General features: G+C 71.8%; 24 protein-coding genes and 1 pseudogene. 11 read left to right on the top strand and 14 right to left on the bottom strand.

The genetic code is table 11. The features are described from left to right. Nucleotides 1–24 precede the first annotated feature (24 nt). A complete protein-coding gene (locus tag ACNAYW_RS07910) occupies nucleotides 25–1410 on the top strand; it encodes an aminotransferase-like domain-containing protein (protein WP_415849157.1) in 1386 nt (461 codons plus the stop codon). Nucleotides 1411–1414: 4 nt separating this feature from the next. Here ACNAYW_RS07910 and ACNAYW_RS07905 read toward each other — a convergent pair whose 3' ends face one another. From ACNAYW_RS07905 to ACNAYW_RS07895, 3 genes are all read right to left on the bottom strand, one after another. After that, nucleotides 1415–2989 (bottom strand): alkaline phosphatase D family protein, encoded by a 1575-nt coding sequence (locus ACNAYW_RS07905; RefSeq protein ID WP_415849156.1) that lies wholly within the window; start codon nucleotides 2987–2989, stop codon nucleotides 1415–1417. A 90-nt stretch (nucleotides 2990–3079) separates the two neighbouring features. Then, nucleotides 3080–4570, bottom strand: coding sequence for a carboxylesterase/lipase family protein (locus ACNAYW_RS07900; RefSeq protein ID WP_415849155.1), 1491 nt, complete (start codon nucleotides 4568–4570; stop codon nucleotides 3080–3082). 2 nt (nucleotides 4571–4572) lie between these two features. Then, entirely contained in the window at nucleotides 4573–5991 is a 1419-nt protein-coding gene (locus ACNAYW_RS07895) for a WS/DGAT/MGAT family O-acyltransferase (RefSeq protein WP_415849154.1), read from the bottom strand. A 212-nt stretch (nucleotides 5992–6203) separates the two neighbouring features. Here ACNAYW_RS07895 and hemL point away from each other — a divergent pair, with 212 nt between their 5' ends. Genes hemL through ccsB form a run of 6 tightly spaced genes read left to right on the top strand, consistent with a single transcriptional unit; the run spans nucleotide 6204 to nucleotide 12124 of the window. Continuing rightward, entirely contained in the window at nucleotides 6204–7508 is a 1305-nt protein-coding gene (hemL, locus tag ACNAYW_RS07890) for a glutamate-1-semialdehyde 2,1-aminomutase (RefSeq protein ID WP_415849153.1), read from the top strand. A 9-nt stretch (nucleotides 7509–7517) separates the two neighbouring features. Further along, the gene (locus tag ACNAYW_RS07885) at nucleotides 7518–8159 is read left to right on the top strand and encodes a histidine phosphatase family protein (RefSeq protein WP_068564331.1); all 642 of its coding nucleotides are present in this window, start codon (nucleotides 7518–7520) and stop codon (nucleotides 8157–8159) included. Next, a complete protein-coding gene (locus tag ACNAYW_RS07880) occupies nucleotides 8156–8746 on the top strand; it encodes a TlpA family protein disulfide reductase (protein WP_415849152.1) in 591 nt (196 codons plus the stop codon). Before ACNAYW_RS07885 ends, ACNAYW_RS07880 begins: the two co-directional genes overlap by 4 nt. After that, nucleotides 8746–9531, top strand: coding sequence for a cytochrome c biogenesis CcdA family protein (locus tag ACNAYW_RS07875; RefSeq protein WP_415849151.1), 786 nt, complete (start codon nucleotides 8746–8748; stop codon nucleotides 9529–9531). The genes ACNAYW_RS07880 and ACNAYW_RS07875 overlap by 1 nt, the downstream gene beginning before the upstream one ends. Further along, complete coding sequence (gene resB / locus ACNAYW_RS07870) at nucleotides 9531–11123, top strand: cytochrome c biogenesis protein ResB (protein WP_415849150.1); 1593 nt, start codon at nucleotides 9531–9533, stop codon at nucleotides 11121–11123. Before ACNAYW_RS07875 ends, resB begins: the two co-directional genes overlap by 1 nt. 2 nt (nucleotides 11124–11125) lie before the next feature. Further along, nucleotides 11126–12124, top strand: coding sequence for a c-type cytochrome biogenesis protein CcsB (gene ccsB / locus ACNAYW_RS07865; protein WP_415849149.1), 999 nt, complete (start codon nucleotides 11126–11128; stop codon nucleotides 12122–12124). A gap of 83 nt (nucleotides 12125–12207) precedes the next feature. Here ccsB and ACNAYW_RS07860 read toward each other — a convergent pair whose 3' ends face one another. Next, nucleotides 12208–12447: a BldC family transcriptional regulator gene (locus tag ACNAYW_RS07860; protein WP_415849148.1), complete on the bottom strand. Its 240-nt coding sequence runs from the start codon at nucleotides 12445–12447 to the stop codon at nucleotides 12208–12210. 99 nt (nucleotides 12448–12546) lie between these two features. Here ACNAYW_RS07860 and ACNAYW_RS07855 point away from each other — a divergent pair, with 99 nt between their 5' ends. Beyond that, nucleotides 12547–12846, top strand: a complete 300-nt coding sequence (locus tag ACNAYW_RS07855; protein ID WP_415849147.1) for a DUF4229 domain-containing protein — start codon at nucleotides 12547–12549, stop codon at nucleotides 12844–12846. Further along, nucleotides 12843–13943 carry an L-cysteine desulfhydrase Cds1 gene (gene cds1 / locus ACNAYW_RS07850; protein WP_415849146.1) on the top strand — a complete coding sequence of 367 codons (1101 nt, stop codon included), beginning with the start codon at nucleotides 12843–12845 and terminating at the stop codon, nucleotides 13941–13943. Before ACNAYW_RS07855 ends, cds1 begins: the two co-directional genes overlap by 4 nt. 33 nt (nucleotides 13944–13976) lie before the next feature. Here the strand turns inward: cds1 and ACNAYW_RS07845 are convergent. Together ACNAYW_RS07845 and ACNAYW_RS07840 are read right to left on the bottom strand one after the other, a co-directional pair. After that, nucleotides 13977–14732, bottom strand: a pseudogene (locus tag ACNAYW_RS07845) (SDR family oxidoreductase); the annotation flags it as partial. Between the two features lie 8 nt (nucleotides 14733–14740). After that, a partial coding sequence (locus tag ACNAYW_RS07840; RefSeq protein WP_415849272.1) for an SDR family NAD(P)-dependent oxidoreductase occupies nucleotides 14741–14891 on the bottom strand: 151 nt, incomplete at its 3' end. A gap of 119 nt (nucleotides 14892–15010) precedes the next feature. On the opposite strand from ACNAYW_RS07840, the gene ACNAYW_RS07835 reads away from it, so the two are divergent. Beyond that, a complete protein-coding gene (locus ACNAYW_RS07835) occupies nucleotides 15011–15850 on the top strand; it encodes a helix-turn-helix transcriptional regulator (RefSeq protein ID WP_068523889.1) in 840 nt (279 codons plus the stop codon). A gap of 1 nt (nucleotide 15851) precedes the next feature. Here the strand turns inward: ACNAYW_RS07835 and ACNAYW_RS07830 are convergent, their stop codons facing one another. The 8 genes from ACNAYW_RS07830 to ACNAYW_RS07795 all read right to left on the bottom strand — a co-directional run bounded on the left by ACNAYW_RS07830 (nucleotide 15852) and on the right by ACNAYW_RS07795 (nucleotide 23355). Next, nucleotides 15852–16727 carry a 1,4-dihydroxy-2-naphthoate polyprenyltransferase gene (locus ACNAYW_RS07830; RefSeq protein ID WP_415849145.1) on the bottom strand — a complete coding sequence of 292 codons (876 nt, stop codon included), beginning with the start codon at nucleotides 16725–16727 and terminating at the stop codon, nucleotides 15852–15854. Between the two features lie 20 nt (nucleotides 16728–16747). Then, nucleotides 16748–18541: an acyl-CoA dehydrogenase gene (locus ACNAYW_RS07825; protein WP_415849144.1), complete on the bottom strand. Its 1794-nt coding sequence runs from the start codon at nucleotides 18539–18541 to the stop codon at nucleotides 16748–16750. Between the two features lie 104 nt (nucleotides 18542–18645). Beyond that, the gene (locus tag ACNAYW_RS07820; protein WP_415849143.1) at nucleotides 18646–19791 is read right to left on the bottom strand and encodes a DUF3089 domain-containing protein; all 1146 of its coding nucleotides are present in this window, start codon (nucleotides 19789–19791) and stop codon (nucleotides 18646–18648) included. A 43-nt stretch (nucleotides 19792–19834) separates the two neighbouring features. Continuing rightward, nucleotides 19835–20968: an o-succinylbenzoate--CoA ligase gene (gene menE, locus ACNAYW_RS07815; RefSeq protein ID WP_415849142.1), complete on the bottom strand. Its 1134-nt coding sequence runs from the start codon at nucleotides 20966–20968 to the stop codon at nucleotides 19835–19837. Next, the gene (locus ACNAYW_RS07810; protein ID WP_415849141.1) at nucleotides 20965–21324 is read right to left on the bottom strand and encodes a DUF3349 domain-containing protein; all 360 of its coding nucleotides are present in this window, start codon (nucleotides 21322–21324) and stop codon (nucleotides 20965–20967) included. Before ACNAYW_RS07810 ends, menE begins: the two co-directional genes overlap by 4 nt. 145 nt (nucleotides 21325–21469) lie before the next feature. Next, entirely contained in the window at nucleotides 21470–21781 is a 312-nt protein-coding gene (locus tag ACNAYW_RS07805) for a DUF3349 domain-containing protein (RefSeq protein WP_415849140.1), read from the bottom strand. 11 nt (nucleotides 21782–21792) lie between these two features. Beyond that, a complete protein-coding gene (locus ACNAYW_RS07800) occupies nucleotides 21793–22095 on the bottom strand; it encodes a hypothetical protein (protein WP_415849139.1) in 303 nt (100 codons plus the stop codon). A gap of 12 nt (nucleotides 22096–22107) precedes the next feature. Then, complete coding sequence (locus tag ACNAYW_RS07795) at nucleotides 22108–23355, bottom strand: inorganic phosphate transporter (protein ID WP_415849138.1); 1248 nt, start codon at nucleotides 23353–23355, stop codon at nucleotides 22108–22110. A 207-nt stretch (nucleotides 23356–23562) separates the two neighbouring features. Between ACNAYW_RS07795 and ACNAYW_RS07790 the strand changes: the two genes are divergently transcribed. After that, the gene (locus tag ACNAYW_RS07790) at nucleotides 23563–24702 is read left to right on the top strand and encodes a BTAD domain-containing putative transcriptional regulator (protein WP_415849137.1); all 1140 of its coding nucleotides are present in this window, start codon (nucleotides 23563–23565) and stop codon (nucleotides 24700–24702) included. Nucleotides 24703–24722 lie beyond the last annotated feature (20 nt).

Raw genomic sequence — 24722 nt, 5'->3', positions numbered from 1 at the left:
TCTGAGAACCAGTATTCTGGATCCGTGCCCCGCCCGCCCGCGTCCCTCCCGGACTTCTGGACCGCGTTCGCGCAGGCCGCGCCGTCCCCGCTCCCGAGCGCCGCGCTCGTCGACGCGGTCGTCGACGGGCTCGACAGCGGCGCTCTGCACCCGGGCGACGTGCTGCCCTCGTCGCGCGCGCTCGCCGCCGGGCTGGGCGTCGCCCGGAACACGGTGATCGCCGCGTACGACACCCTCGCCGCGATGGGCGTGACGACCGCGGTGGCCGGCAGTGGCACCCGGATCGCCCCGGGCACGGATCGGTTCGCGCACGCGATGCATCCCGGGCCCGCGCCGGAGCGCGTGCCGGAGGCACCGTCGGACACCGGGGACGCGAGCCTGGTGCCGGGCGTGCCCGACGTGGGCCTCATCGACCAGCGCAGGTGGCGCCGGTCCTGGCGGCACGCGACCGCCCTCCCGCCCACGACGTCCGCCGCGCCGCACGTCGCGGCGCTGCAGGAGGCGCTCGCGGTGCACCTGCGTCGGCGCCGCGCGGTGCGGGCCGCCCCCGGCGACCTGCGGCTGTTCCCGGGCGTCAACCCGGCCCTGGCCGCGATCGCCGGCGAGGTCGGCGGCCCGATCGCGGTGGAGACGCCCGGCTACCGGCGGGCGTTCGACGCCTTCCGCGCGACGGGCGGCGAGGTCGTCGGCGTGCCCGTCGACGCCGACGGCCTGCTCGTGGACCGGCTGCCGCGCCGCCGGTGCCTCGTCTACACCACGCCGGCGCACCATTACCCGACCGGCGTGCGGCTCTCCATGGCGCGGCGGCTCGACCTCGTCGACTGGGCCCGTGAGACCGGCAGCGTGATCGTCGAGGACGACTACGACGGGGAGTTCTCCTACGACGTGGCCCCGCTGCCCGCGCTGCAGACCCTGGCGCCCGAGCACGTCGTCTACCTCGGCACCGCGTCGAAGGCGCTGACTCCGCAGCTGCGGCTCGCATGGGCGGCGGTCCCGCAGTCGCTGCGCGGGCTGCCGCACGCGGGGCACGGGTCGAGCGCGGGCGTCGACGGCGCCGCCGCGTCGATGCTGGCGCACTTCCTCGACTCGGGGGCGTGGGACGCGCACGTCGCGCGGGCCGCCCGCACGTACGGCGCCCGCCGCGCGGCCCTCCGGCGGGCGCTCGCGGAGCACCTCCCGGACGCGCGCGTCCTCGGCGCCGACGCCGGGCTGCACCTGACGGTGGACCTCGGCTCCGAGCGGGCCCTCGCCGCGGCGACGGCGACCCTGGCCCGGCACCGTTACCGCGTCTCGACGCTCGCCGAGCACGCCCTGACCGCCGGCGACGTCGCCGACACCGCGCTGCTGCTGTCCTTCGCGCTGCTCCCCGAGACCCGCGCCGCCGGGGTCGTCGCGCTGCTGGCCGCCTGACGGGTCAGATCTGCTGCAGGCCGCGCACCCCGTCGCGGATGTCGAACGACGCGGCGTTCTCCACCGGCGCCCCGGGCTTCGAGACGTACGGCAGCACACGGTAATCCGCGCGCAACGACTCGGGCGTGATCCGGGTGCTGATGTAGCCGCGCTGGTTGCGCAGCAGCCGGATGTGCGGGTTGTCGCGCAGCTGCGCCGTCTCCTTCTCGCTGTGCTCCGCGGACCCGTCGCCGCCGCTGGTGATCGACGTGGCCGTCAGTTCGGAGGCCACCACGGCGTCGCCACGACGGATGTCGTTGGCGTAGTGGGTATGCACGTCGCCGGTGAGCACCACGGGATTGCGGGTGCCCGCGGCCTGCCACCCGTCCATCACCCGGTCGCGCGAACCGACGTAGCCGTCCCAGGCGTCCGGGTTGTAACCGGCGGCGTCGGTGGGGTCGTAGTCGATCGGGGCGAACATCACCTGCTGCCCCAGCACGTCCCAGCGCGCCTGCGAGGCGTGCAGCCCGTCGAGCAGCCAGCGCTCCTGCTCCGCGCCGGTGAGGCTGCGGGCGGGATTCCGGTTCTCGGGATCGGTGGCGGGTACCTTGTCGTTCCCCACCTGGTCGTCGCGGTACTGCCGCGTGTCGAGCATGTGGAAGGTCGCCAGGCCGCCCCACTGCACCCGGCGGTACAGCCGCAGCGACAACCCGTTCGGCACCTGCGCGCGGCGCAGCGGCATGTTCTCGTAGTACGCCCGGAACGCCGCGCGGCGTCGCTCCAGGAAGTCCGGCTGCGGCTTCTCGGGCTTCTCGTAGACCTCGCCGGCCCAGTTGTTGTCGACCTCGTGGTCGTCCCACACCGCCACCCACGGCGCGGCTGCGTGCGCGAGCTGCAGGTCGGGATCGGACTTGTACTGCGCGTACCGCTGCCGGTAGTTCGCCAGGGTGACCGTCTCCGGCCCCCGATGATCGCGCACGTTCCCGGTCTTGAGCGCGTAGCCGCCGGCCTCGTACTCGTACTGGTAGTCGCCGAGGTGCAGGATCAGCTGCGGGCGCTCCTCCGCGAGATGACGGTACGCGGTGAAGTAGCCGTGCTCGTACTGCGAGCAGCTGGCGAAGGCCATCGCCAGCGGCGTCATCGCCCCGGGCTCCGGTGTGGTGTGCGTGCGCCCGGTCCGCGACAGCGCGCCCTCGGCACGGAAGCGGTAGAAGTACTCCCGCCCGGGGCGCAGGCCCGCCAGCTCGACGTGCACGCTGTGCCCCGCCTCGGGCGCCGCCGTCGCGTCGCCGCGCTGCACGACCTTCGTGAACCGTTCGTCCTCCGCCACCTCCCACTGCACGGGGAAGGCGCGTGCCGGGATGCCGCCCATGCCGTCGTCGGCCAGCGGGTCCCGGGCGAGCCGGGTCCAGAGCACGGCACCGTCGGGCGTGGGATCGCCCGACGCGACGCCGAGCGCGAACAGGTCGCCGCGCGGCGTCGCGTTGCGCGAGGCGCTCGGGGCGGGATCGCCGCCCGGGGCGCAGCCGGCGCCGGCGAGGGCGGCCGCGCCCGCGGCGCCGAGGAGGAGGGTACGACGGGAAACGAAGGGCGAGGACATACCTGCACCGTGCCCGCCCGGGGTGACGCGGGCACGTCGCCGACATGAGCACGCGGTGAACGCGCCGCCCACGGGCCTCCGGGGCCGGGCTCAGCGGCGGGCGGCCTCGAACGCGTCCCAGGCGCGGCGGATCTCGGGGGAGGGGTCGTAGACGACGCGGTTGCGGTCGTCGATCACCAGCGTCGCGCGGGACGTGCCGTTGTAGGTCGGCCACTCGCCGGCCGGACGGCCGGTGCGCGCGAACGTGATCCAGTCCCGCTGCATGCCGTCGGAGACGCGCATCGCGATGCGGCGGTCGCCGAGCGCGCCGAGCACCCACCCCGTCGTGCCGTGGTAGACGCCGAAGACGGCCATCAGCTCGGAGGCGTGGGTCGCGCCGTAGCCCAACAGGTCCAACGTCTTCGGGGAGAAGTCGTAGCGATAGAAGTACGTGGGCGCGTGCTTGGCGTGCGCCTGCGCGATCCGCAGCGACGGCGCCCAGAACATGAAGTCGCCGATGATGCGGTTCAGCGAGCCGACGTCCGGGAAGCCGGGGTACGCCGCGGCGAGCGGCGCGAAGCCCTCCGGCGTCGCGCCCACGGTGTGCGCCGCCCGCTCGGCGGAGGGCTTGCCCATGCCGGGCATCTTGGTGAACAGCGTCGCCTCGGTGCGGTTCGTGCCGATGATGAGCGGCACCTGCGCGCCCCGTCCGGCCGCGATCGCGACCTCCGGATCCTCCGGGAGGTAGTCACCGTCGACCGTGGGGCCGAAGGGGACGACCCCCAACTGCTCCCGGTTGAGCTCGCCCATGAGCCGGTTGCCGGCGCGGCCCAGCTCCTCCGAGCCGGCCGTGTCGATGTTCTCCGGTCCGCCGAGGATCTCGACGAAGCGCTTGCCCCAGCCGCGCGCGGTGACCGCGTCGACGGTGAGCCCGGGGGCCGAGCTCTGCGCGATGGCGCGGTGGAACAGGCCGCGGGCCGTGGGGGTGGCGAGCAGCGTCGTGACGGCGTTGCCGCCCGCGCTCTCGCCGAAGATCGTGACGTTGCCCGGGTCGCCGCCGAAGGCCGCGATGTTGCGCTGCACCCACTGCAGCGCCGCGACCTGATCGCGCAGGCCGAGATTGCCGTCGATCGGGCGCTCCGGGGTGGAGAAGTCCGTGAGGTCGAGGTAGCCGAGGGCGCCGAGGCGGTAGTTGATCGAGACGAAGACCACGTCGCCCCGCTCGACCAGCGAGTTGCCGTAGTAGAGCGGCGTCGCCGAGCTGCCCATCAGGTAGGCGCCGCCGTGGATGAAGACCATCACGGGACGCGGCGTCGTGGCCTCCCGCGCCGGGGCGACCACGTTGAGCGTGAGCGAGTCCTCGCTGGTGGGCTGGTACTCGCGGAAGCCCACCAGCGTGTACTTCTTGTTCTGCGGCGCCGCGGCGCTGAACTCCGTCGCCGCGCGGATCGCGTCCCACGGCTGCACGGGCTGCGGCGCGCGGTAGCGCAGGGGCCCGACGGGCGGCTGCGCGTACGGGATGCCGCGGTAGGCGTGCACCGTCCCCTGATCGCGGCCGGCGATCTCGCCGCTGTCGATGCGCGCCTGCGGACCGTCGGTCATGCTCAGCCTTCCTCGGTGCCCGCCGCGTCGACGGCCGCGACCAGCGCGGCCATGTCGCGCTCGAAGGCGCGGACGATCGGCCACGGGTCGGGCACCTGCTTCTTGCAGGCGATCACACCGATGTTCAGTGTGCCCTCCTGGGAGAAGACCGTCACGTTGAGCCCCGCGCCGTGGAACACCGGACCCAGCGGATACATCGAGTGGATCCGCGCGCCCAGGAAGTACAGCGGGATGTCGGGGCCGGGCACGTTGGAGATCACCAGGTTGTAGATCACGGGGTGCAGCTCGGGCAGGTTGTTGTCGCCGTAGATCTTCGCGCCCAGCTGCATGATCGACGCCGGCGCGAACTGCGCCCAGGAGCGGAGCAGGTTGTCGTCCAGCTCGCCGTGGTGCTCCTTGCTCGTCGCGACCCGCTCGCGGATCGCCTCCAGCCGCGCGACGGGGCCCTCGACGTCGGTCGTCATCCGGGTGAACATGCCCGTGACCTTGTTGGTGCCCTCGGTGAGCGTCGCGCCGATCTCGGCCTCGTGCACGGAGACGGGGATCATCGCCACCAGCGGCTGCTCGGGGAGCTCGCCGCGGTCGTGCAGGAACTCGCGCATCGCGCCCGAGCAGGCCGCCAGCACCACGTCGTTGACCTTGACGCCGAAGTGGTCCTTGATCTTCTTGACGTCGGCCAGGGGCACCGAGGCGAAGGCGATGGCGCGGTGGCCGGTGATCGAGCTGTTGAGCGAGGTGCGGGGCGCGCTGAACGGGGCCGGCATGGCGGCGCCCCGGCGCGAGCGGGTCCACCAGCGGACGGGCACCGGCACGGTGCGCGGCAGCAGCGAGACCAGCGACAGCGGCCGGAGCAGGACGTTCTTCGCGCCGTCGGCGGCGAGTGCGAGCAGGGGCGCGCCGCCGGTCGACTTGTCCACCATCGCGGGGTCGAGCGCGGGCGGCTCGGGGGTCAGCGAGCACAGCTGGGCCATGAGGCCGGCGCCGGTCACCCCGTCGACGCCCGCGTGGTGCATGCGCATCATGATCGCGATCCGACCGTCGGCCAGGCCCTCGATCACCCACATCTCCCACAACGGCTTGCTGCGGTCCAGGGCCTGGCCGGCGATGTGCGCGCACAGCTCGGCCAGCTCCTGCTCGCCGCCGGGCGCGGGGACCGCGATGCGGTGCACGTGCGCCTCGATGTCGAAGGACTCGTCCTCCACCCACACCGGGTGGTCCAGATTGGCCACGGAGTCGTGCAGCTTGCGCCGGAACGCGGGCATCGCGGTGATCCGCCGCGCGAGCTCGCTGCGCAGGTCCTCGAACCGGTAGCCGCCCTCGACGGTGCCGGGGTCCAGCTCGAGGAGCCCGCTCACGTGCATCAGCTGGGAGCGCGACTCCAGGTACAGGAAGGAGGCGTCCAGCCCGCTGAGTCGTTCCATGTGCGCGCCCCCGGGGAGAAGTCAGTGGTGATGTCCGGCTCCGGTTAGTGGAACCTGTTCCACTATAAGGGGTGGGTGCCGCGCTGCGACGCGGGTCAGGGATTCGCCCGTGCGGCGAGTGCCGCGGCGCTCGCCCGGTCGTCGATGCCGGATCCCGGCGTCTCCTACACCCTGTAGTTGACGATTTGCACCGGCCTGGGACACTGGAGGCCGTGAGTTCTCCCCAGACCCAGGCCAGCGCCGCACTCTTCGATCGCGCCGCCCGCTCCATCCCCGGTGGGGTGAACTCCCCGGTCCGCGCCTTCTCCGCGGTCGGCGGCACCCCGCGGTTCATCGTCAGCGCCACGGGCTCGCAGCTCACCGACGCCGACGGCAACACCTACGTGGACCTGGTCTCCAGCTGGGGCCCGATGATCCTGGGGCACGCCCACCCCGCCGTCGTCGACGCCGTGCAGCGCGCCGCCACGACGGGCCTGAGCTTCGGCGCCCCCACCGAGGCGGAGGTCGCGCTCGCCGAGGAGATCATCGCCCGCGTCGCGCCCGTCGAGCGGGTGCGCCTGGTCAACTCCGGCACCGAGGCCACGATGAGCGCGGTGCGCCTGGCCCGCGGCGTGACCGGCCGCGCGAAGATCATGAAGTTCGCCGGCTGCTACCACGGCCACGTCGACGCGCTGCTCGCGGACGCCGGCTCCGGCGTCGCCACCCTGGGCCTGCCCACGAGCCCCGGCGTGACGGGCGCGCAGGCGGCCGACACCGTCGTCCTGCCCTACAACGACCTGGCCGCGGTGCGCGCGGCCTTCGCGCAGTACCCCGGGCAGATCGCCGCCGTCATCACCGAGGCCGCCGCCGGGAACATGGGCGCCGTCCCGCCGGTCCCGGGCTTCAACGAGGGCCTGCGCGAGATCACCCGGGCCGACGGTGCCCTCCTCATCCTCGACGAGGTCATGACGGGCTTCCGCGTGAGCAAGGCCGGCTGGTACGGCCTCGACCCCGTGGACGCCGACCTGTTCACCTTCGGCAAGGTCATGTCGGGCGGGCTCCCGGCCGCGGCGTTCGGCGGATCGGCTGAGGTCATGGGGCATCTCGCCCCGCTCGGCCCCGTCTACCAGGCCGGCACGCTGTCGGGGAACCCCGTCGCCGTGGCGGCGGGCCTCGCGACGCTGCAGCACGCGACCGACGAGGTGTACGCCAAGCTCAACGCCAACTCGATCCGCCTCGGCGGGCTCATCGGCGACGCGCTCACCGCGGAGGGCGTGCGGCACCACGTCCAGTACGCGGGCAACCTGGTCTCCGTCTTCTTCACCGACGGACCCGTCACCGACTACGCGCAGGCCAAGGCCGCCGAGACCTTCCGCTTCGCGCCGTTCTTCCACGCCCTGCTCGAGCAGGGGGTCTACCCGCCGCCCAGCGCCTTCGAGGCCTGGTTCGTCTCCGCCGCGCTCAGCGACGACGATTTCGCATCCATCGAGGCGGCACTGCCCGCCGCCGCCCGCGCGGCCGCCGCGGCGACAGAATAGAAGGCCCCGATGACCGCTCACCCCGAGACGACGATCGTGCACGTCATGCGGCACGGCGAGGTGCACAACCCCGACGGCATCCTCTACGGCCGCCTGCCCGGGTTCCGCCTGTCCGAGAAGGGCCGGGCCCAGGCGCAGACGGTGGCCGACGCGCTCGCCGACCACGATGTGACCGCCGTCTTCGCCTCGCCGCTGCAGCGCGCCCAGGAGACCGCGACCCCCATCGCCGCCTCGCACGGGCTGCCGATCATCACCGACGAGGAGCTCATCGAGGCGGGCAATCGGTTCGAGGGCCTCAAGGTGGCCGTCGGCGACGGCGCCCTGCGCCAGCCCAAGCACTGGGCCAAGCTGCGCGATCCCTTCACCCCGTCGTGGGGCGAGCCCTACCTGCAGATCGCGCACCGCATGGTCGGCGTCGTCGACATCGCCCGCGAGCGGGCCCGCGGCCACGAGGCCGTACTGGTGAGCCATCAGCTGCCCGTCGTGACCCTGCGCCGCCACCTCGAGGGCAAGCGCCTCTGGCACGATCCGCGCAACCGGCAGTGCTCCCTCGCCTCGCTCACCAGCCTCGTCTACGACGGCGACGAGCTCGTGGACATCGTGTACTCCGAGCCGGCGGGCGCCACCGACCCGCTGGTGCGCGGCGCGTGAGGCCGGCCCGCCGCGTCGCCGCGCTGCTCGTCGCGGGTGCGGTCGCGTTCGGCGCCTCCGGCTGCGTCCAGCTCTCCGACCAGGCCGGCAAGGGCGGCGTGATCGCCCCCGGCGGCAAGGTCCGGCAGTTCTACGAGCCCGGGCAGCGCAGCACCGTCGAGAACCTGTCCGGGCGCAGCGTGACCGACCCGAACACCACGCTGAAGCTCTCCGACTACGCCGGCAAGGTCGTCGTCATCAACGTCTGGGGCAGCTGGTGCGCCCCGTGCCGCATCGAATCGCCCGAGCTCGAGCGCACCTTCGTCGCCACGAAGGACCGGGGCGTGCAGTTCCTCGGCATCAACGTCCGCGAGACCGCCGGCGACGACGCCGCCCGCGACTTCATCGGCGCGCAGGGCCTGACCTACCCGTCGATCTACGACCCGCCCGGCAAGACCCTGCTCGCGATCGGCGAGGAGTACCCGACCACCGTCGTGCCGATGACCTTCGTGCTCGACCGGCAGCACCGGGTGGCCGCCTCCTACCTCACGACCGTCGGCGAGAAGGAACTCACCGCCACGATCGAGAAGGTCCTGGGGGAGGGCTGATGGGAGAGGCCTTCGCCACCGCGGCCGTCTCGGGCCCGCTGCTGCTCGCGCTCGGCGCGTGCCTGCTCGCGGGTCTCGTCTCGTTCGCCTCGCCGTGCATCGTCCCGCTCGTGCCGGGCTACCTGTCGTACCTGGCCGGGCTCGTCGGGGCCGAGGCGCCGGCGGCCACCGTCGACGAGGCCAAGGCGGGTGTGCGGGCCGGACGCTGGCGCGTCATGGGCGCCGCGATCCTCTTCGTCGCCGGCTTCACGGCCGTCTTCCTGCTGATGACGATGTCGGTCTTCGGGCTCGCCACGTCGATCCGGCTCAACGCCGACACCCTCATGCGGATCGGCGGCGTCGTCACCATCGTGATGGGGCTCGCCTTCATCGGCCTGGTCCCCATGCTCGAGCGCGACGTCCGGTTCGCGCCGCGGCAGTGGACCACTCTCGCCGGCGCGCCGCTGCTCGGCGGTGTCTTCGCGCTCGGCTGGACCCCGTGCATCGGCCCCACGCTGGCCGGGATCCTGTCCATCGTGGTCGGCACCGACGCCGAGCCCGCCCGCGGCGCGATCCTCATCGTCGCCTACTGCGCGGGGCTGGGCCTGCCCTTCATCGTCCTGGCCCTCGGGTCGACGGTGGCCGTCCGCGCCGTCGGGTGGCTGCGCCGCAACTCGCGCCGCATCCAGGTCTTCGGCGGCGTGCTGATGATCGCCGTCGGCGTCGCGCTGGTCACCGGCTACTGGGCCGAGTTCATCGACCTGGTGCGCCGCCTCTTCGTCTCCAACACAGTGATGCCGATCTGATGAGTACCCCCGTCAAGCAGTCCCCGCTCCGCCGCGCCCTCGCCGCGGTCCGCAACACGTGGCGTTCGCTCACGTCGATGAAGACCGCGCTCGTGCTGCTGTTCCTGCTCGCCGTCGCGGCCATGCCCGGCGCGCTGCTGCCGCAGCGCGACGTCGACTCCGCCGCCACCGCGAAGTGGATCGACGACCACGGCACGCTCGGCGAGGTCATGGACAAGCTGCAGTTCTTCGGCGTCTTCAAATCGGTGTGGTTCACGTCGGTCTACGCGCTGCTGTTCGTCTCGCTCGTCGGCTGCATCGTGCCGCGCTGCTTCGAGCACTTCCGCGCCCTGCGCACCCCGCCCGTCGCCACCCCGCGCAACTTGTCGCGCCTGCCGCGGCACACCACCCGCGAGAGCGACGAGGACCCCGAGGCCGCGGCGCGGACGGTGCTCGCCGGCCTGCGCGGCTGGCGCAAGATCTCCCGTCCCGCCGGCGGGAACGAGCCCGCGGGCACCGTCACCGTCTCCGCCGAGAAGGGGTACCTGCGGGAGGCCGGCAACCTGGTCTTCCACATCTCGCTCGTGGGCATCCTCATCGCGATCGGCGTGGGCCAGCAGTTCTCCTACGAGGGCTCGCGCATCGTGATCGCCGGCGACGACGGCTTCTGCAACACCTCGTCGAACTACGACAACTTCCGCGCCGGCAACCTCGTCGACGGAACCGGGCTCGCCCCGTTCTGTCTCAAGGCCGACGAGGTGCAGGCCACCTTCCTGCCGAACGCCCAGCCCGACATGTTCCGGACGATGGCGTCGTACCAGGACCGGGAGGGCCTGCGCGACGGCACGTGGAAGAAGTACGACATCGAGGTCAACAATCCGCTCCGGATGGACGGCGTGCGCATCTACATGCTCGGCCACGGCTACGCCGGGACGTTCACGGTGACCTACCCGAACGGCGCCGTGCGGAAGCAGACCATGCAGTTCGCGCCGCAGGACAAGATCAACTTCCTCTCCTCGGGCGCCCTGCGCTTCGACCCGCCCGCCGAGCTGTACCGCACCGAGGACGAGCGGCGCACCAAGCAGATCGGGATCGAGGGGCTGCTCGCCCCCACCAAGCAGCTCGACGGGACGTTGCTGACCTCGCGGTTCCCCGCGCCGAACGATCCGGCCGTCGCGGTGGACATCTACGAGGGCGACACCGGCCTCGACACCGGTAAGCCGCAGAACATCTTCTCGCTCAGCCGCGACCAGATCGATTCCGGCCGGCTGTCGAAGAAGGCCCGCGTGAACCTGTCCGTCGGGCAGTCCACGACCATCGAGGACGGCACGCAGGTGCGGTTCGACGGGGTGACGAACTTCGCGGCCCTGCAGGTGAGCCACAACCCGGCGCAGAACTGGACGCTGGTCTTCGCGATCGGGATGCTGGGCGGGCTCATCGTCTCGCTCACCGTGCGGCGCCGGCGGGTGTTCGTGCGGCTGACCCCGCGCGAGGGCGGCGGTACCGTGATGGAGATCGCCGGACTGGCCCGCACCGACCAGGCCGGATGGACCGAGGACTTCGAAGCACTGGCCGACCGCCTGGTCGGCCCCAACGGTGAGAAAGTGGCGTGAGCATGGGAACCGAGACGAACGTCGACCTGGCGAACTTCGCCGACGTGCTGTTCACCAGCGCCACCGGGATCTACGCGCTCGCGCTGGTCCTGATGGTCATCGAGCTCGCGACGTCGCGGGTGGACGCCACCGCCGCGCGCGACCGCAAGCGCGAGCTCGTCGCCGCCGGGGGCGGCCCGATCGCCACCGACTCCACCCCGGGTCGGGTCGTCGACGACGGTCCGCGGCGCACGACGTCCGAGCGGATCGGCCGCATGGGCTACGCCCTCGTGGTGGCGGGCCTGCTCGTGCACGTGTCCTCGATCCTGTTGCGCGGCATCGCCACCGGCCGCATGCCCTGGGGCAACATGTACGAGTTCATGTCCATCATGTGCGCGGGCGCGGTGCTGGCCTCGCTGGTGCTGCTGCGCAAGGCCGAGGCCCGTCCGATCCTCGGCTTCGTGCTGGTCCCGATCCTGATCTTCATGTTCGTCGCGGAGGGCGTGCTGTACACCACCGCCGGCCCGGTGGTGCCCTCGCTGAAGTCGTACTGGCTCGCGATCCACGTCTCGATCGTGTCGATCGGTGCCGGCATCTTCCTGGTCTCCGGCGTCGCCAGCCTGCTGTACCTGATCCGCCGCCGGTTCGAGCTGCCCGACGGTTCCGTGACCGTCACCTCCGGTATCGGCGGCCGCATCCTGCAGGCCATCCCGTCGACGCAGGTGCTCGACCGCGTGGCCTACGGCACCGTGATCGTCGCCTTCCCACTGTTCAGTGCGGGCGTGATCTGCGGCGCGGTCTGGGCCGAGGCGGCGTGGGGCCGGCCGTGGGGCTGGGACCCGAAGGAGACCACCTCGTTCATCGCGTGGGTCCTCTACGCCGCGTACCTCCACGCGCGGGCCACGTCGGTGTGGCGGAAGGCCGCGCCCTACCTGAACCTGCTCGGCTTCGCCGTGATCGTGTTCAACCTGTTCGTCATCAACTATTTCGCGACGGGCAGCCTGCACTCCTACGCCGGCTGAGTCCGCGCCGGGTACCCACGTACGGAAAGGGCGCCGCCCCGCCGAGGATCTCGGTGGAGCGGCGCCCTTCGCGCACGGGGAGGCTACGCCGTGGTGTTTTGGTTCAACAAAGCAAAGACTTCCGATGCGCGGAAGCGACGGTGCCCACCGGGCGTCCGGACGGAGCCCAGGAGGCCCGCGCCGGCCCATCGGGTGACCGTTTTGGGGTTCACGTTGAACAGAGCAGCCACCTGGCCTGGGGTCATGAGGCGCTCGGGCTGACGGGGCGCAGCGGCCCGCGGGTCCGCTGCGCGCTGGACGAGGTTCGAGTGTGCCGTGGTCATGATGCCCAGTATGCAGCGATTTGCCCGAGTACTCGAACCTCTATCCGAGTGCCAAGAATTGGTAAAGTCGTATTTCGGACGGGGAGTAGGCTCGTCCGCATGACCGATACGAGTGCGGCCAAGCGGGCGCTGGCACGCGACATTGTTATCTATACGGCGTTCCGCCTGGGACTCGTCGTCGCCGTCTTCGCGGTGCTCTACGGGATCGGGCACCTCTTCCTCGACGAGGTGCCGCCGGTTCCCGTCTTCCTGTTCGCGCTCGTGGTGTCGCTGCCGCTGTCGATGGTGCTCGGCAAGAAGTGGCGCACCCGGGTGAACGAGAGCGCCGCCGTGATCGACGAGGCGCGCAAGGCGAAGCGCGACGACTTCCGGCGACGGCTGCAGGGCGTGGACGAGTGACGACCATCGTCCACGACCGGTCGGCCGACCGGTCCTGGGTCGACAACGCCGTCCGCCTGATCGAGGCCGACGCGCGCCGCAGCGCCGATACGCACCTCCTGCGCTTCCCGCTGGGGGAGTGGGCGCGGGACGCGGGGATCGACCTGTACCTCAAGGACGAGACCACGCACATCACGGGCAGCCTCAAGCACCGTCTGGCCCGGTCCCTGTTCCTGTACTCCCTGTGCAACGGGTGGGTGCGCGAGGGCACGACGGTGATCGAGGCCTCGTCGGGCTCCACCGCGGTGTCCGAGGCCTACTTCGCGAAGCTGCTGGGCCTGCCCTTCGTCGCGGTCATGACGCGCTCGACGTCGCCCGCGAAGGTGGCGCTGATCGAGCGCGAGGGCGGCACCTGTCACTTCGTGGACCGCGCCGACGAGGTGTACACCGAGGCCGCGCGCCTGGCGCAGGAGCGCGGCGGCCACTACATGGACCAGTTCACCCACGCCGAGTGCGCGACGGACTGGCGCGGCAACAACAACATCGCCGAGTCGATCTTCTCGCAGCTCTCCCTGGAGGAGCACCCGGAGCCGGCGTGGATCGTGGTCGGGGCGGGCACCGGCGGCACCTCGGCGACCATCGGCCGCTACATCCGCTATCGCCGCCACGCCACTCGCCTGTGCGTGGTGGATCCCGAGAACTCGAGCTTCCTGCCCGGGTACGTCGCCGGAGACTGCACGGTGCAGACGGGGCAGTCCTCGCGCATCGAGGGCATCGGCCGCCCGCGGGTGGAGCCGTCGTTCATCCCGGACATCGTCGACCGCATGGTCGGGGTGCCCGACGCCGGCTCGATCGCCGCGGCCCGCATCGCCTCGTCGATGCTCGGCCGCCGCGTGGGCGGCTCCACCGGTACCAATCTGTGGGGCGCCTTCGGCGTGATCGCCGAGATGGTGCGGGACGGCCGGTCCGGCAGCGTCGTCACGCTCCTCGCCGACGACGGCGATCGCTACCTCGACACCTACTTCGACGAGGCCTGGGTGACGTCGAGCGGCTTCGACCTCATCCCGCCCACGCTCACCGTCGAGCGCTTCCTCGCCGACGGGTCCTGGCGGGAGTAGGGCCGACGGTCCGCCGCCCGTGGTCGACGGGGGTCAGTCCGGGAAGGCGACCCCGGTCATGCTCTCCGAGATCAGCCACATGCGACGGGCCTCCTCCTCGCTGCGGATCCTGCTGTAGAGCGGTTGTTCGGCGGGCGGGCCCCCGAGGTGCATGAAGCCCTTGGGCCCGTACAACCCGCCCGCGCCGTCCGGTGTCGTCGCGGCCATCAGGGCGGGGAGGGCGGCGGTCTCCGCGGTGCCGACCACGAGTCCCAGCGCCGACAACCGGCGGATGACCCGCACCCCCAGCGTGTCACCGTCGCGGCCGATCTCCGGTCGCGCCGCCAGGAGGCTGGTCGGGGCGACGCCGGGGTGGGACAGGTTGCTGGTGATGCCCCAGCCCCGCTCCCGGCTCACCCGGTCCAGTTCGAGGCCGAACAGGCCGAAGGCGATCTTGGACTGGCTGTAGGCGCCGGAGCCGTTGTAGGACCGCTCCCAGTTCAGGTCGTCCCAGTTGATGGACCTCTCGTTGGCGGCGATGCTGATCTGCGAGGTCACGCGGGCCCGCCCCGCGCGGAGCAGCGGCAACAGGTGCGCGACCAGCGCGACATGGCCGAGGTGGTTGGTCCCGAACTGGAGCTCGAAGCCGTCGGCGGTCGTCTGCCGGGTGGGCGGGGTCATCACGCCGGCGTTGTTGATGAGCAGGTCGATGGGGCGGCCGTCGTCGAGCAGCGTGCGGCCGAGCGCCGCCACGGACGCGAGGGACGACAGGTCGAGGGGGTGCGTGGCGACGGTCGCCGCCGGCGCCGCNGCGNCNNTCGCGGCGTTCCGCGCAGGCAGGATGACGTCCGCGCCCGCCGCGGCGAGGCGGCGCGCGATGCCGAGGCCGATGCCGTCGGTGCCGCCGGTCACGACGGCGCGCTTGCCGGTGAGATCGGGAAGGGGGAGGTCGATCGGTGCTCGGTTCATGGCTGCCAGCCTCGCAGTGCCGCGGAAGCTCATCCAGGGACCGCCGATCCCCGGATGAGAGCGCCCAGCGGGCGTCGCGATCGGTCCGGCCCCAGTACCGTCGTCGGCAGGAGGTGCGGATGATCGACCGGGAAGGGCTCGCGGAGTTCCTCCGCCGGCGGCGGGAGGCCCTGCAGCCGGAGGACGTGGGGCTCCCGCGGGGGCAGCGGCGGCGGACGCAGGGCCTGCGGCGGGAGGAGGTCGCGGCGCTGTGCCACATGTCGGTCGACTACTACACCCGGCTCGAACGGCAGCGCGGCCCGCACCCGTCGCCGCAGATGATCGCGGCCATCGCGCAGGGCCTGCACCTGAGCCTCGACGAGCGCGACCACCTCTTCCGGTTGGCGGGGCAGCACGCGCCGCCCCGGGGCGCGACCGGCGATCACATCGGTCCGGGGTTGGCCCGCGTGCTGGATCGCCTGTCCGACACCCCGGCGGAGATCGTCACCGAGCTGGGGGAGACCCTGCGGCAGACGCCGCTCTCGGTGGCGCTGACGGGCGACACCACCGGCTACACCGGCCCCGAGCGCAGCGTCGGATACCGGTGGTTCACCGATCCGGCGAGCCGAGCGATCCACCATCCGGACGACCACGCGTTCCTGTCATCGATGTTCGTCTCTGGCCTGCGCGGGGTGGCGGCGCTCCGCGGGCCCGGCTCCCGCGCGGCGGAGTACGCGGAGCTGCTGCTCGAGCGCAGCGCGGAGTTCGCGGCGCTGTGGGAGGCGCATCCGGTGGGGATCCGCCCGAACGCGGTGAAGCGCTTCATCCACCCGGAGGTGGGGACGCTCGAGCTGGACTGCCAGCACCTCGTGGACCCGGAGCAGTCGCACCTGCTGCTCGTGTACACCGCGCAGCCCGGATCGGAGAGTTACGAGAAGCTGCAGTTGCTCTCCGTCGTGGGTGCCGCGGCACGCGGCTGACTCACGCGCCCAGGAACAGGCCGATCGCGGCGCCGATGGACCAGACGAGCATGGCGAGGCCGGTCTGGGCGAGGGCGGGGATCAGGGCGGGGCCCTGGCCGCCGCGGAGCACCGGCAGCGCGGCGCGCACGGCGAGCGGCGCGGACGCGAGGGAGAGCAGCGCCCACGGGGTGGCGACGGCCGCGAGGGCCAGGCCGAGCACCGTCGGGACGGCGACGAGGACGGAGAACAGGGTGCGCGTCCGCGCGTCCCCGAGCCGGACGGCGAGGGTGATCTTGCCGGACTCGCGGTCGGTGGGGATGTCACGCAGGTTGTTGGCGACGAGCACCGCCGAGCTGTAGGAGCCCACCGCGCACGCCGCGAGAGCGCCGGCCATGTCCACGCGCCCGGCCTGCACGAACTCGGTGCCGAGCACCGCGACGAGGCCGAAGAACACGAAGACGGCGATCTCGCCGAAGCCGAGGTACCCGTACGGCCGCTTCCCGCCGGTGTAGAACCACGCCCCGGCCACGCACGCCAGGCCCACGAGGATCAGCCACGGCGCCGAGGTCAGCGACAGCGCCACGCCGGCCAGCCCGCCGACACCGAAGCAGGCGAACGCCGCGCGCTTCACGGCGGCGGGGGAGGCGAGTCCCGACCCGACGAGTCGCAGCGGCCCGACGCGGTCGTCGTCGGTGCCGCGGATGCCGTCGGAGTAGTCGTTGGCGAAGTTCACGCCCAGGATCAGCGACAGCGAGACGACGAGCGCCAGGAGCGCCTTCCACCAGACCGCCTCGCCGAGGAAGCCCGCCGCTCCCGTGCCCGCGATCACCGGGGCGATCGCGTTCGGGAGCGTGCGGGGGCGGGCCCCTTCGAGCCACTGCGCTGCGGTTGCCATGCACCCAGCCTATGCAGTCGCTACAGGACGGAGGTGTCCAGGTCGAGCGTGGTGCGGTCGAGCTTCGCCAGCAGGTCGAACTCCGTGTGCGCCTTCGGCAGCTCGTAGACGAAGAAGTACTGCGTGGCGGCGCGCTTGCCCCGGTAGAAGGCCTCGGACCGAGCGGTGCCGTCCTCGCCGTAGGTCGCCAGCGCCTGGTCGAGCCACAGCCACGCCACCACGACGTGCCCGAGGCCGTCGAGGTAGGAGGTCGCGTTCGCCAGCGACAGCGCCGGATCGCCGGTCCCGCCGAGCGTCATCGTCACCTCGACGGCGCGCTGCGCGGCCGTCCGCAGCGCGGCGGCGTGCGGCGCCAGCTCGGCGATGCCGTCCGCCCGCGCGGCCGTCGCCTCGATCCGCCCCAGCAGCGCGCCGAACGACGCGCCGCCGTGCTGCGGCACCTTGCGGCCCAGCAGGTCCAGGCCGTGGATCGCCTTGGCGCCCTCGTGGATCGCGTTGAGCCGGTTGTCCCGGTACAGCTGCTCGACGTTGAACTCGCGCGTGTAGCCGTAGCCGCCGTGGATCTGAATGGCGTAGTCGTTGGCCTTCGTGGCCCACTCGCTGGGCCAGCTCTTGATGATCGGGGTGAGGAAGTCGAGCAGCTGCCCGGCGGCGGTCCGCTCCTCCTCCGTCGGCGCGGTGTCGGCGTCGTCGACCAGGCGCGCGCCGAACAGCGCGAGCGCGAGCCCGCCCTCGACGTAGCTCTTCTGCGCGAGCAGCATCCGGCGCACGTCGGGGTGCTCGATGATCGGCACCTGCGGCCCCGTCGGGGCGGTCACGGGCCGGCCCTGCACGCGGGTCCGGGCGTACTCCAATGACTGCAGGTAGCCCGTGTAGCCGATCGCCGACGACGCGAGACCCACGGCCACGCGCGCCTCGTTCATCATCTGGAACATCTGGACCAGGCCGCGGTTCTCCGTGCCCACCAGGTAGCCGGTGGCACCGTCGAGCGAGAGCAGGCAGTTCGTCGTGCCCTTGTTGCCCATCTTGTGGTTCAGGCTCACCAGGTTCACGGCGTTGCGCTCGCCGACGGTCGCGTCGTCGTTCACCAGGTACTTCGGCACGATGAACAGCGAGATGCCCTTGACGCCGTCCGGCGCGCCCGGGACCTTCGCGAGCACCAGGTGCACGATGTTCTCGCTCATCTCGTGGTCGCCGCCGGTGATCCACATCTTGGTGCCGGTGATGGCGTAGGCGCCGTCCTCGCGCGGCTCGGCCTTGGCGCTGATGTCGGCGAGCGCGGAGCCGGCGTCGGGCTCCGAGAGGCACATGGTGCCGGTGAACCGGCCCTCGATCATCGGTTCCAGGTAGCGGCGCTTCTGCTCGTCGGTGCCGAAGGAGCGGATCACGTTGCCGTTGCCCAGGGTGAGGCCCGAGTAGACGGTGGTCGAGACGTTCGCGGCCTGCATCCACGCGAACGCGGCCTTGCTGATCAGCGAGGGCAGGCCGATGCCGCCCTCCTCGGCCGGGAGTTCGGCGAAGGTGAAGCCCGCCTCGTTGATGGCGTCGAGCCCGGCCTTGGTGGCGGGCAGGGTCTTCGCGGTGCCGTCGGGCTGGATCGTCGGCTCGTTCGCGTCCGCGTCCTTGTAGTGGTTCGACAGCTTCTGCACGGCGATGTCGGCGGCCAGGTCGAGCGCGGCGTCGAAGGTCTCCTTCGAGTGGTCCGCGAAGGCCTCGCGCTTGGTCAGCTCCTCCGCGTTCAGCCACTCGTAGAGGAGGAAGTCGACGTCACGGGGGTTGAGCAGCGGGGTCTGCGCTGCGATGTTCTGCTTCACGGTTCTCCGATCCGGGCTGACTACTGCCGAGCGATCTTACTCGGCGGTAACCTTACCCGAGTTTCCTTCAACCGTGAATATTTGTGACGTCGGTCAACCCGCGGTCAGCGGGCGCGCCACGCCGCGGACTGCTGAGCCGCGATCGAGACCAGGCGGTCGAGTCCGAAGTTCACGTCCAGCAGATGCGTACCCATCAGCGGCAGCTCGTTGGTCGGCTGCGGCACCGTCATGTGGATCCGGTACATGCTGTGCCGGTTGACGTCCGAGCATCCGCCCACGCCGCGGCCCTTGCTCACCGTCCACGTGCTCGGGGACGTGGGCAGGGCCTCGGGGAAGGTCGTGTAGTCCATGAGGACCGAGATGATCCCGAAGGCGTAGGGCGCGCTCGGCACCGTCACGCCGACGGGGCCGGTCTCGCCGGACAGGGGCCCGGGGTCGGTGCAGGCGACGTGCTTGCCCGCGCCCACCGGGAGCTCCATCGTCTGGGAGAGCAGGTCCAGGTCGGTGTTGCCGAACATCGAGATGACCGGCGCCGCGGTGTCGGTGGAGTACGCGACCACGCAACCGAACTCGCCCCGGCGGGTGCACAGCGGGATGTTCGCGAAGTCGCCGCCGGTGGTGCGGCCCGCGGCCGTGGTCACGTTGCCGCCCATGAGGAAGGCGCCGACGAGGCGGTTCCGGACCGACGTGTCGCCGTCGATCTCCTCGCGGATCAGCTTGCGCAGCATCATCGTTCCCTGCGAGTGGCCGATGAGCACGACGCCGCGGCCGCCGTTGTCGCGCGCCAGGTACTCGCGCCAGGCCGTCCGCACGGCGTCGTACGCGGTGTCCACGACCGGCCTCAGGTGCATCAGCATCGTGGGCGCGAGGCCCGTCAGCGTGATCTGCGGGTAGACCGGCGCGAAGACTCGGCACATCGACCCGAACCGCGCCGCCTGGAACCGGGCGATCGAGTCCACCTCCGGCATGCGGACCGGGTTGGCGTTGAGCGCCACCTGGTTGGTCACCGTCGGATAGACGTAGAAGCAGTCGACGGCCTTCTCGGCGTCGGTCACCTTCCGCGCGGGCGTGGTCCTCCCGGTGCCGAGATCGGTGGTGTCGGTGGGGAGGGTGCACGGGTTCGCGGTGCCAGGCCGGCACATCCACGTCGTCGACGGTGCGCCCTGGGCCGCGCCCGCCGCCAGGCCCGCGCCGAGCGCGAGGGTCGCCGATACCGCTGCCAGTCGCCCGAGGGCGCGCCGAAGGATCATGCGCAGACCATATACCGAGAGTTTTGAAATTCTCCCAGTATTTCTAAAATCGGTCGACGAGCGCGCGCCGGTCGATCTTCCCGGGCCCCCGTCGGGGCAGCTCGTCCACGAGGTACACGGCCCGCGGCGCCGCGGTCCGGTCCAGCTCGGCCTCGACGGCCGCCCGCAGCAGCTCGACGGTGACCTCCGCCCCGGGCTCGGGCACGACCGCCGCGGCCACCCGCTGGCCGAGCCGCGGATCGGGCTGCGGGAAGACGGCGACCTCGGCGACGCCGGGCACGCGGGCGAGGACGGCCTCCACGACCTGGGGGAGCACCGTCAGGCCGCCCGTGGAGATGGCCTCGTCGAGCCGGCCCGTGACGGCGAGGACGCCGTCCGTGAGCGTCCCCGCGTCGTCGGTGCGGAACCGGCCGGGCTCGGCGAAGGCGGGATGATCGGGCAGGTTCCGATAGCCGAGGGCCACCGTCGGGCCGCCCAGGACGACGCGCGATTCCGGGCCGTCCAGGCGGATCTCGACGCCCGGCAGCGGCGCACCGTCGTACACGCAGCCCCCGGCCGTCTCGCTCATCCCGTACGTGCGGACCATGCGGACGCCGGCGGCGAGCGCCGCCTCGCGGACGGGGGCGGGGCAGGCGGCGCCGCCGATGAGCACGCCGTCGAACCGGGCGAGGGCCTCCGTCGCGGCAGGGTCGGCGAGCACCTTGACCAGCTGCGTCGGGACGAGGGAGACGTAGCGACGGTCCGCGGTCATCCGCGCGTGGGCCGAAGCGAGGGCGGTGGGGTCGAAGCCCGCGCGCACGTCGAGCTGCGCGGGCGCGTGGCCCGCGGCCAGGGAGCGCAGCATCACCTGCACCCCCGCGACGTGGTGCGGTGGCATCGCCAACAGCCACTGCCCGGTCCCGCCCAGTCGCGCGTGCGTGCCCGCGGCGCTCGCGGCCAGTGCCTCGCGGGTGAGCATCGCGCCCTTGGGGGTGCCCGTCGTGCCGGAGGTGGCGACCACGAGGGCCACCCGCTCGTCGATCGGGCTGCCCGCGGCGAGCGCGCCGGTGAGCCGCTCGGCCTCGCGGGGATCGTGCGCGGGCACGGGCAGCCAGGCGGGCGCCGAGCCGTCCAGGAGCACCGCGAGCTGCGGCAGAGCCGATTCGACGGTGTCGATCGGCAGCGGTTCGAGGTTCACTCGCCGTGTGATCGCGGGCAGCCGTCGGGATTGAGCGGGGTGTCGTCGAAGGGCCACCCCTTGCGCTCGAGGCGCTCGCGCACCCGGGTGATGTCCTTCTCGAGCGGCATCTCGTGGGTGTGGCCGCTGATGGCGACGCCCGCGTCCACGCGGGTGATGGGCTCGACTCCCTCGGGGGAGAGGTGGACCTCGTCGATCAGCTCCCGCGTGACCTCGCGCAGCTCCTCCTTCGTCAGCTGCCGGTCGAGCAGCGCGAGGAGCGGCTGGTAGTCGGTGCTCGGCACCCCGTCGGGATAGCCGGCGCGCAGCCAATCGACGATCCTGGCCAGGAAGCCCGGATTCGAACTCGAACTCATGAAGTCCCCACCTCCGGTGCGAGGCGCGCCCTGTGGGCGCGGTTGCGCTGTCGATACGGATACCGATACGGGAACGGCCCCCTATCCGACACCAGAATAGGGGGCCGCTCGCGGCGCGGGAGCGCGACAGCGAAGAGAACGTGTTTCAGCTGGCGAAACCGGTGAGCGGCCAGCCGCCGGCGGCCAGCTTGCTCGCGACGTGGCGCAGATCCTCGTCGCTGGGCTCGGCCTGGGTCACCTTGGTGATCGCGGCCTCGATCTCGTCCTTGTGGACCTCGTCCGGGCGCTGGGCCAGGATGCGGCCGATCACCGCGTCGACCTCGGTCTCCGACAGCTGCTTGGTGAGCAGCGCGAGCAGCGGGAAGTAGTCCTTCGGCGGCACGCCCTCGGGGTAACCGGCGCGGAGCCAGTCGAGGACCTGCTGGAGGACGCCGTCCTGGGTGTTCTCGGTGGTCATGTCGTCCCGTCCTACTTCTTCTTCTCGAACCACGGGTAGATGTTGTCGAACGTGAGCTCGTACTTGAAGCCCGAGGCCACGATCATCGAGACGCCGAGCACGACCGCGACGATGACGATGAGGAAGGCGATCGCGGCGAGCGCGTTGCCCATCGGATTGGGCTTGTGGACGCTGCCGTCCTCCCGCTCGTGGCCGTTGCCGATCGCGAGGCCGCGGACCCCCACAGCGAAGAGGGCGGGCAGGCCTGCGCCGAGGATAAGGCCCACCAGGAGGACCTTCCAGACGGCGTTGAGGGCGAGTTCGATCGTATGCATCTGCTGGTCCCCTTAGACCTTGGCCTCGGTGGGCGCGACCGCGTTGGTCTCGTCGTCCCACTCGGCGTTGACGTTGTTGGAGTCGACCTTCTGCTGCTGGGCGCGCCAGTACATGTAGCCGGAGAGGGCGCAGAGGATGGCGAAGGCGACGACCGGGCCGGCCAGGGTCGGGATCCCGTCGGCCACGAAGTACATCACCGCGCCGACGAGGGCGGCGGCGGGCAGCGTGATCACCCAGGCGGCGACCATGCGCAGCGCGACGTTCCAGCGGACCTGCGCGCCCGGCTTGCCGACGCCCGAGCCGAGGATCGAGCCGGTGGCCACGTGCGTGGTCGACAGGGCGAAGCCGAGGTGGCTCGACACCAGGATGATGGTCGCCGACGACGCCTCGGCGGCCATGCCCTGCGGCGAGCTGATCTCGATGAGGCCCTTGCCCAGGGTACGGATGATGCGCCAGCCGCCGAGGAAGGTGCCGAGCGCGATCGCGGCGGCGGCCGAGAACTTCACCCACAGCGGGACGCCGTGCGTGTCGTCCCAGAACAGGAGGCTGCCGCTCGAATCGGGGTTGCCCTGGCTGTAGCCGATGAGCGCGAGGGTGATGACACCCATCGTCTTCTGCGCGTCGTTGGTGCCGTGCGCCAGCGAGACGAGCGAGGCGGTGCCGATCTGGCCCCAGCGGAAGCCCTCCTCGGTGAACCGCTCGGCGACACCCGCGACGATCTTGAACACCAGGTACGTGCCGACCGCGGCGACGACGCCGGCGACGACCGGGGCGAACAGCGCGGGGAGCACGACCTTGCCGATGACACCGTCGAGCTTGGCGGTGCCGTTCCAGACCACACCGGCGACCCCGAGGGCCGCGATCGCGGCACCGATCATGCCGCCGAACAGCGCGTGCGAGCTGGAGCTGGGCAGGCCCAGCAGCCAGGTCAGCAGGTTCCAGATGATGCCGCCGATGAGGCCGGCGAGCACGATGATCAGCAGCGCGCGGCCGCCGTTCGCGATGAGCTCGGGCTTCGGCGAGCCGTCCTTGTTCTGGATCTTGATCACCGCGTTGGTGACGGTGAGCGCGACCTCGACGGACAGGAAGGCGCCGACCAGGTTCAGGATCGCCGAGAGGCTCACGGCCGTCTTCGGCTTCAGGGCGCCGGTCGCGATGGACGTGGCCATCGCGTTGCCCGTGTCGTGGAAGCCGTTGGTGAAGTCGAAGGCGAGGGCCGTCACGATCACCAACAGCAGGATGATGAGTTCGCTGTTCATGATGAAAATTCTGAGGCCGGGGGGCCTGTTCCACCAAACAGGTGAGACGGGTCCGACATCCTTCTGACCTGCGGGTTCTCGCCCGTCCGGCGAGCGTTCACCCAATGTTCATTCAGGGCGCTCTCAGAATCTTCCGGCGATGTCCGATTTATGACGTTCCACCGGTGTCTCGCGGACCGACTGATGCGCCGTGACTACTATTTGCGCATGGCGTCTTTGGATATCCGCGTGTTGGGCCAGGTCTCGCTCTCCGTGGACGGCGCACCCAACGAGGTCTCGGGCGTCAAGCCGCGATCCGTGCTCGCGCTGCTGGTCATGAACCGCGGCCGTGCGGTCACGGTCGACTCGCTGAGCGAGCAGGTGTGGGACGGCAACCCGCCGGCCTCCGCGCGCGCGAGCCTGCAGGTCTTCGTCAGCGGCCTGCGGAAGGCGCTGCGCGGCCCGGGCGCCGGTTCGGGCCTCGACGGCCTGCTCGTCACCTCCGGTTCCACCTACCGCCTCGACCTCGAGCCGGAGCAGTCCGACATCGGCCGGTTCGACTCCGCCCGCCGGCGCGGCGCCGAGCTCGCCGCCGCCGGTCGCTACGACCAGGCCTCACTGGCCTTCGCCTCGGCGCTCTCGGAGTTCCGCGGCGACGCGGTCGCCGACCTGCGGGGCCTGCAGTTCGCCGACAACTTCGCCATCGGCATGGCGGAGGAGCGCGCCGCGGTGCAGTCCGCGATGTACGACGCCGAGATCGCCGCCGGCCGCGCCGCGTCGGTCATCGGCGAGCTGCGCCGCCTCGTCTCCGAGCACCCGCTGCAGGAACCGCTGTGGGGGCAGCTCATCACCGCGCTCTACGTCACCGGCCGCCAGGCCGACGCGCTCGAGGCCGCCCGCGAGCTGCGCCGCACCCTCGCCGACGAGCTCGGTGCCGATCCGACGCCCGCCCTCGTCGAGCTGGAGCGCAAGGTGCTGCGGCAGGAGCAGCTGGCCTTCACCGTCGCGCGACCGGCCGCGCAGCCGGGCGACGGGCGCGCCTTCGAGAAGACCGAGACCGACGTCACCATCGAGGGCGCCGGTCCCCGCGGCACGCTCACCGCCGAGGACGGCACCGAGTACCCGGTGCACGGCGAGGTCCGGCTCGGCCGCCTCCCCGACAACGACATCAGCATCGACGACACCAAGGTCTCCCGCGAGCACGCCGTCATCACCGGCTCCGTCAGCGGCTTCGCCGTCCGCGACCTCCAGTCCTCCAACGGCACCTACGTCGGGGAGCGTCGCGTCGCCGGCCAACACCCCCTGTCCGACGGTGACGAGCTCACCCTCGGCAGGACGACCTACGTCTTCCGGGTGCTCGAGGAGTAGCGAGGCGCTACCGTGGCCGG

This window comes from Tsukamurella ocularis (genome assembly GCF_965138335.1).
Classification (GTDB): Bacteria; Actinomycetota; Actinomycetes; order Mycobacteriales; family Mycobacteriaceae; genus Tsukamurella; species Tsukamurella ocularis_A.
The sequence above is the reverse complement of the archived record's forward strand: the minus strand, read 5'-3'. Positions and strand labels throughout refer to the sequence as shown.

What these genes read in the sequence shown, in the direction of transcription:
- ACNAYW_RS07885 (WP_068564331.1), top strand. Translation starts at nt 7,518, where the DNA reads ATGACCGCTCACCCCGAGACGACGATCGTGCACGTCATGCGGCACGGC.
- ACNAYW_RS07900 (WP_415849155.1), bottom strand. Translation starts at nt 4,570, where the DNA reads ATGACCGACGGTCCGCAGGCGCGCATCGACAGCGGCGAGATCGCCGGC.
- ACNAYW_RS07805 (WP_415849140.1), bottom strand. Translation starts at nt 21,781, where the DNA reads ATGACCACCGAGAACACCCAGGACGGCGTCCTCCAGCAGGTCCTCGAC.
- ACNAYW_RS07830 (WP_415849145.1), bottom strand. Translation starts at nt 16,727, where the DNA reads ATGGCAACCGCAGCGCAGTGGCTCGAAGGGGCCCGCCCCCGCACGCTC.
- ACNAYW_RS07835 (WP_068523889.1), top strand. Translation starts at nt 15,011, where the DNA reads ATGATCGACCGGGAAGGGCTCGCGGAGTTCCTCCGCCGGCGGCGGGAG.
- ccsB (WP_415849149.1), top strand. Translation starts at nt 11,126, where the DNA reads ATGGGAACCGAGACGAACGTCGACCTGGCGAACTTCGCCGACGTGCTG.
- ACNAYW_RS07860 (WP_415849148.1), bottom strand. Translation starts at nt 12,447, where the DNA reads ATGACCACGGCACACTCGAACCTCGTCCAGCGCGCAGCGGACCCGCGG.
- ACNAYW_RS07820 (WP_415849143.1), bottom strand. Translation starts at nt 19,791, where the DNA reads ATGATCCTTCGGCGCGCCCTCGGGCGACTGGCAGCGGTATCGGCGACC.
- ACNAYW_RS07810 (WP_415849141.1), bottom strand. Translation starts at nt 21,324, where the DNA reads ATGAGTTCGAGTTCGAATCCGGGCTTCCTGGCCAGGATCGTCGATTGG.
- resB (WP_415849150.1), top strand. Translation starts at nt 9,531, where the DNA reads ATGAGTACCCCCGTCAAGCAGTCCCCGCTCCGCCGCGCCCTCGCCGCG.
- ACNAYW_RS07795 (WP_415849138.1), bottom strand. Translation starts at nt 23,355, where the DNA reads ATGAACAGCGAACTCATCATCCTGCTGTTGGTGATCGTGACGGCCCTC.
- ACNAYW_RS07800 (WP_415849139.1), bottom strand. Translation starts at nt 22,095, where the DNA reads ATGCATACGATCGAACTCGCCCTCAACGCCGTCTGGAAGGTCCTCCTG.
- ACNAYW_RS07790 (WP_415849137.1), top strand. Translation starts at nt 23,563, where the DNA reads ATGGCGTCTTTGGATATCCGCGTGTTGGGCCAGGTCTCGCTCTCCGTG.
- ACNAYW_RS07855 (WP_415849147.1), top strand. Translation starts at nt 12,547, where the DNA reads ATGACCGATACGAGTGCGGCCAAGCGGGCGCTGGCACGCGACATTGTT.
- ACNAYW_RS07905 (WP_415849156.1), bottom strand. Translation starts at nt 2,989, where the DNA reads ATGTCCTCGCCCTTCGTTTCCCGTCGTACCCTCCTCCTCGGCGCCGCG.
- ACNAYW_RS07895 (WP_415849154.1), bottom strand. Translation starts at nt 5,991, where the DNA reads ATGGAACGACTCAGCGGGCTGGACGCCTCCTTCCTGTACCTGGAGTCG.
- ACNAYW_RS07875 (WP_415849151.1), top strand. Translation starts at nt 8,746, where the DNA reads ATGGGAGAGGCCTTCGCCACCGCGGCCGTCTCGGGCCCGCTGCTGCTC.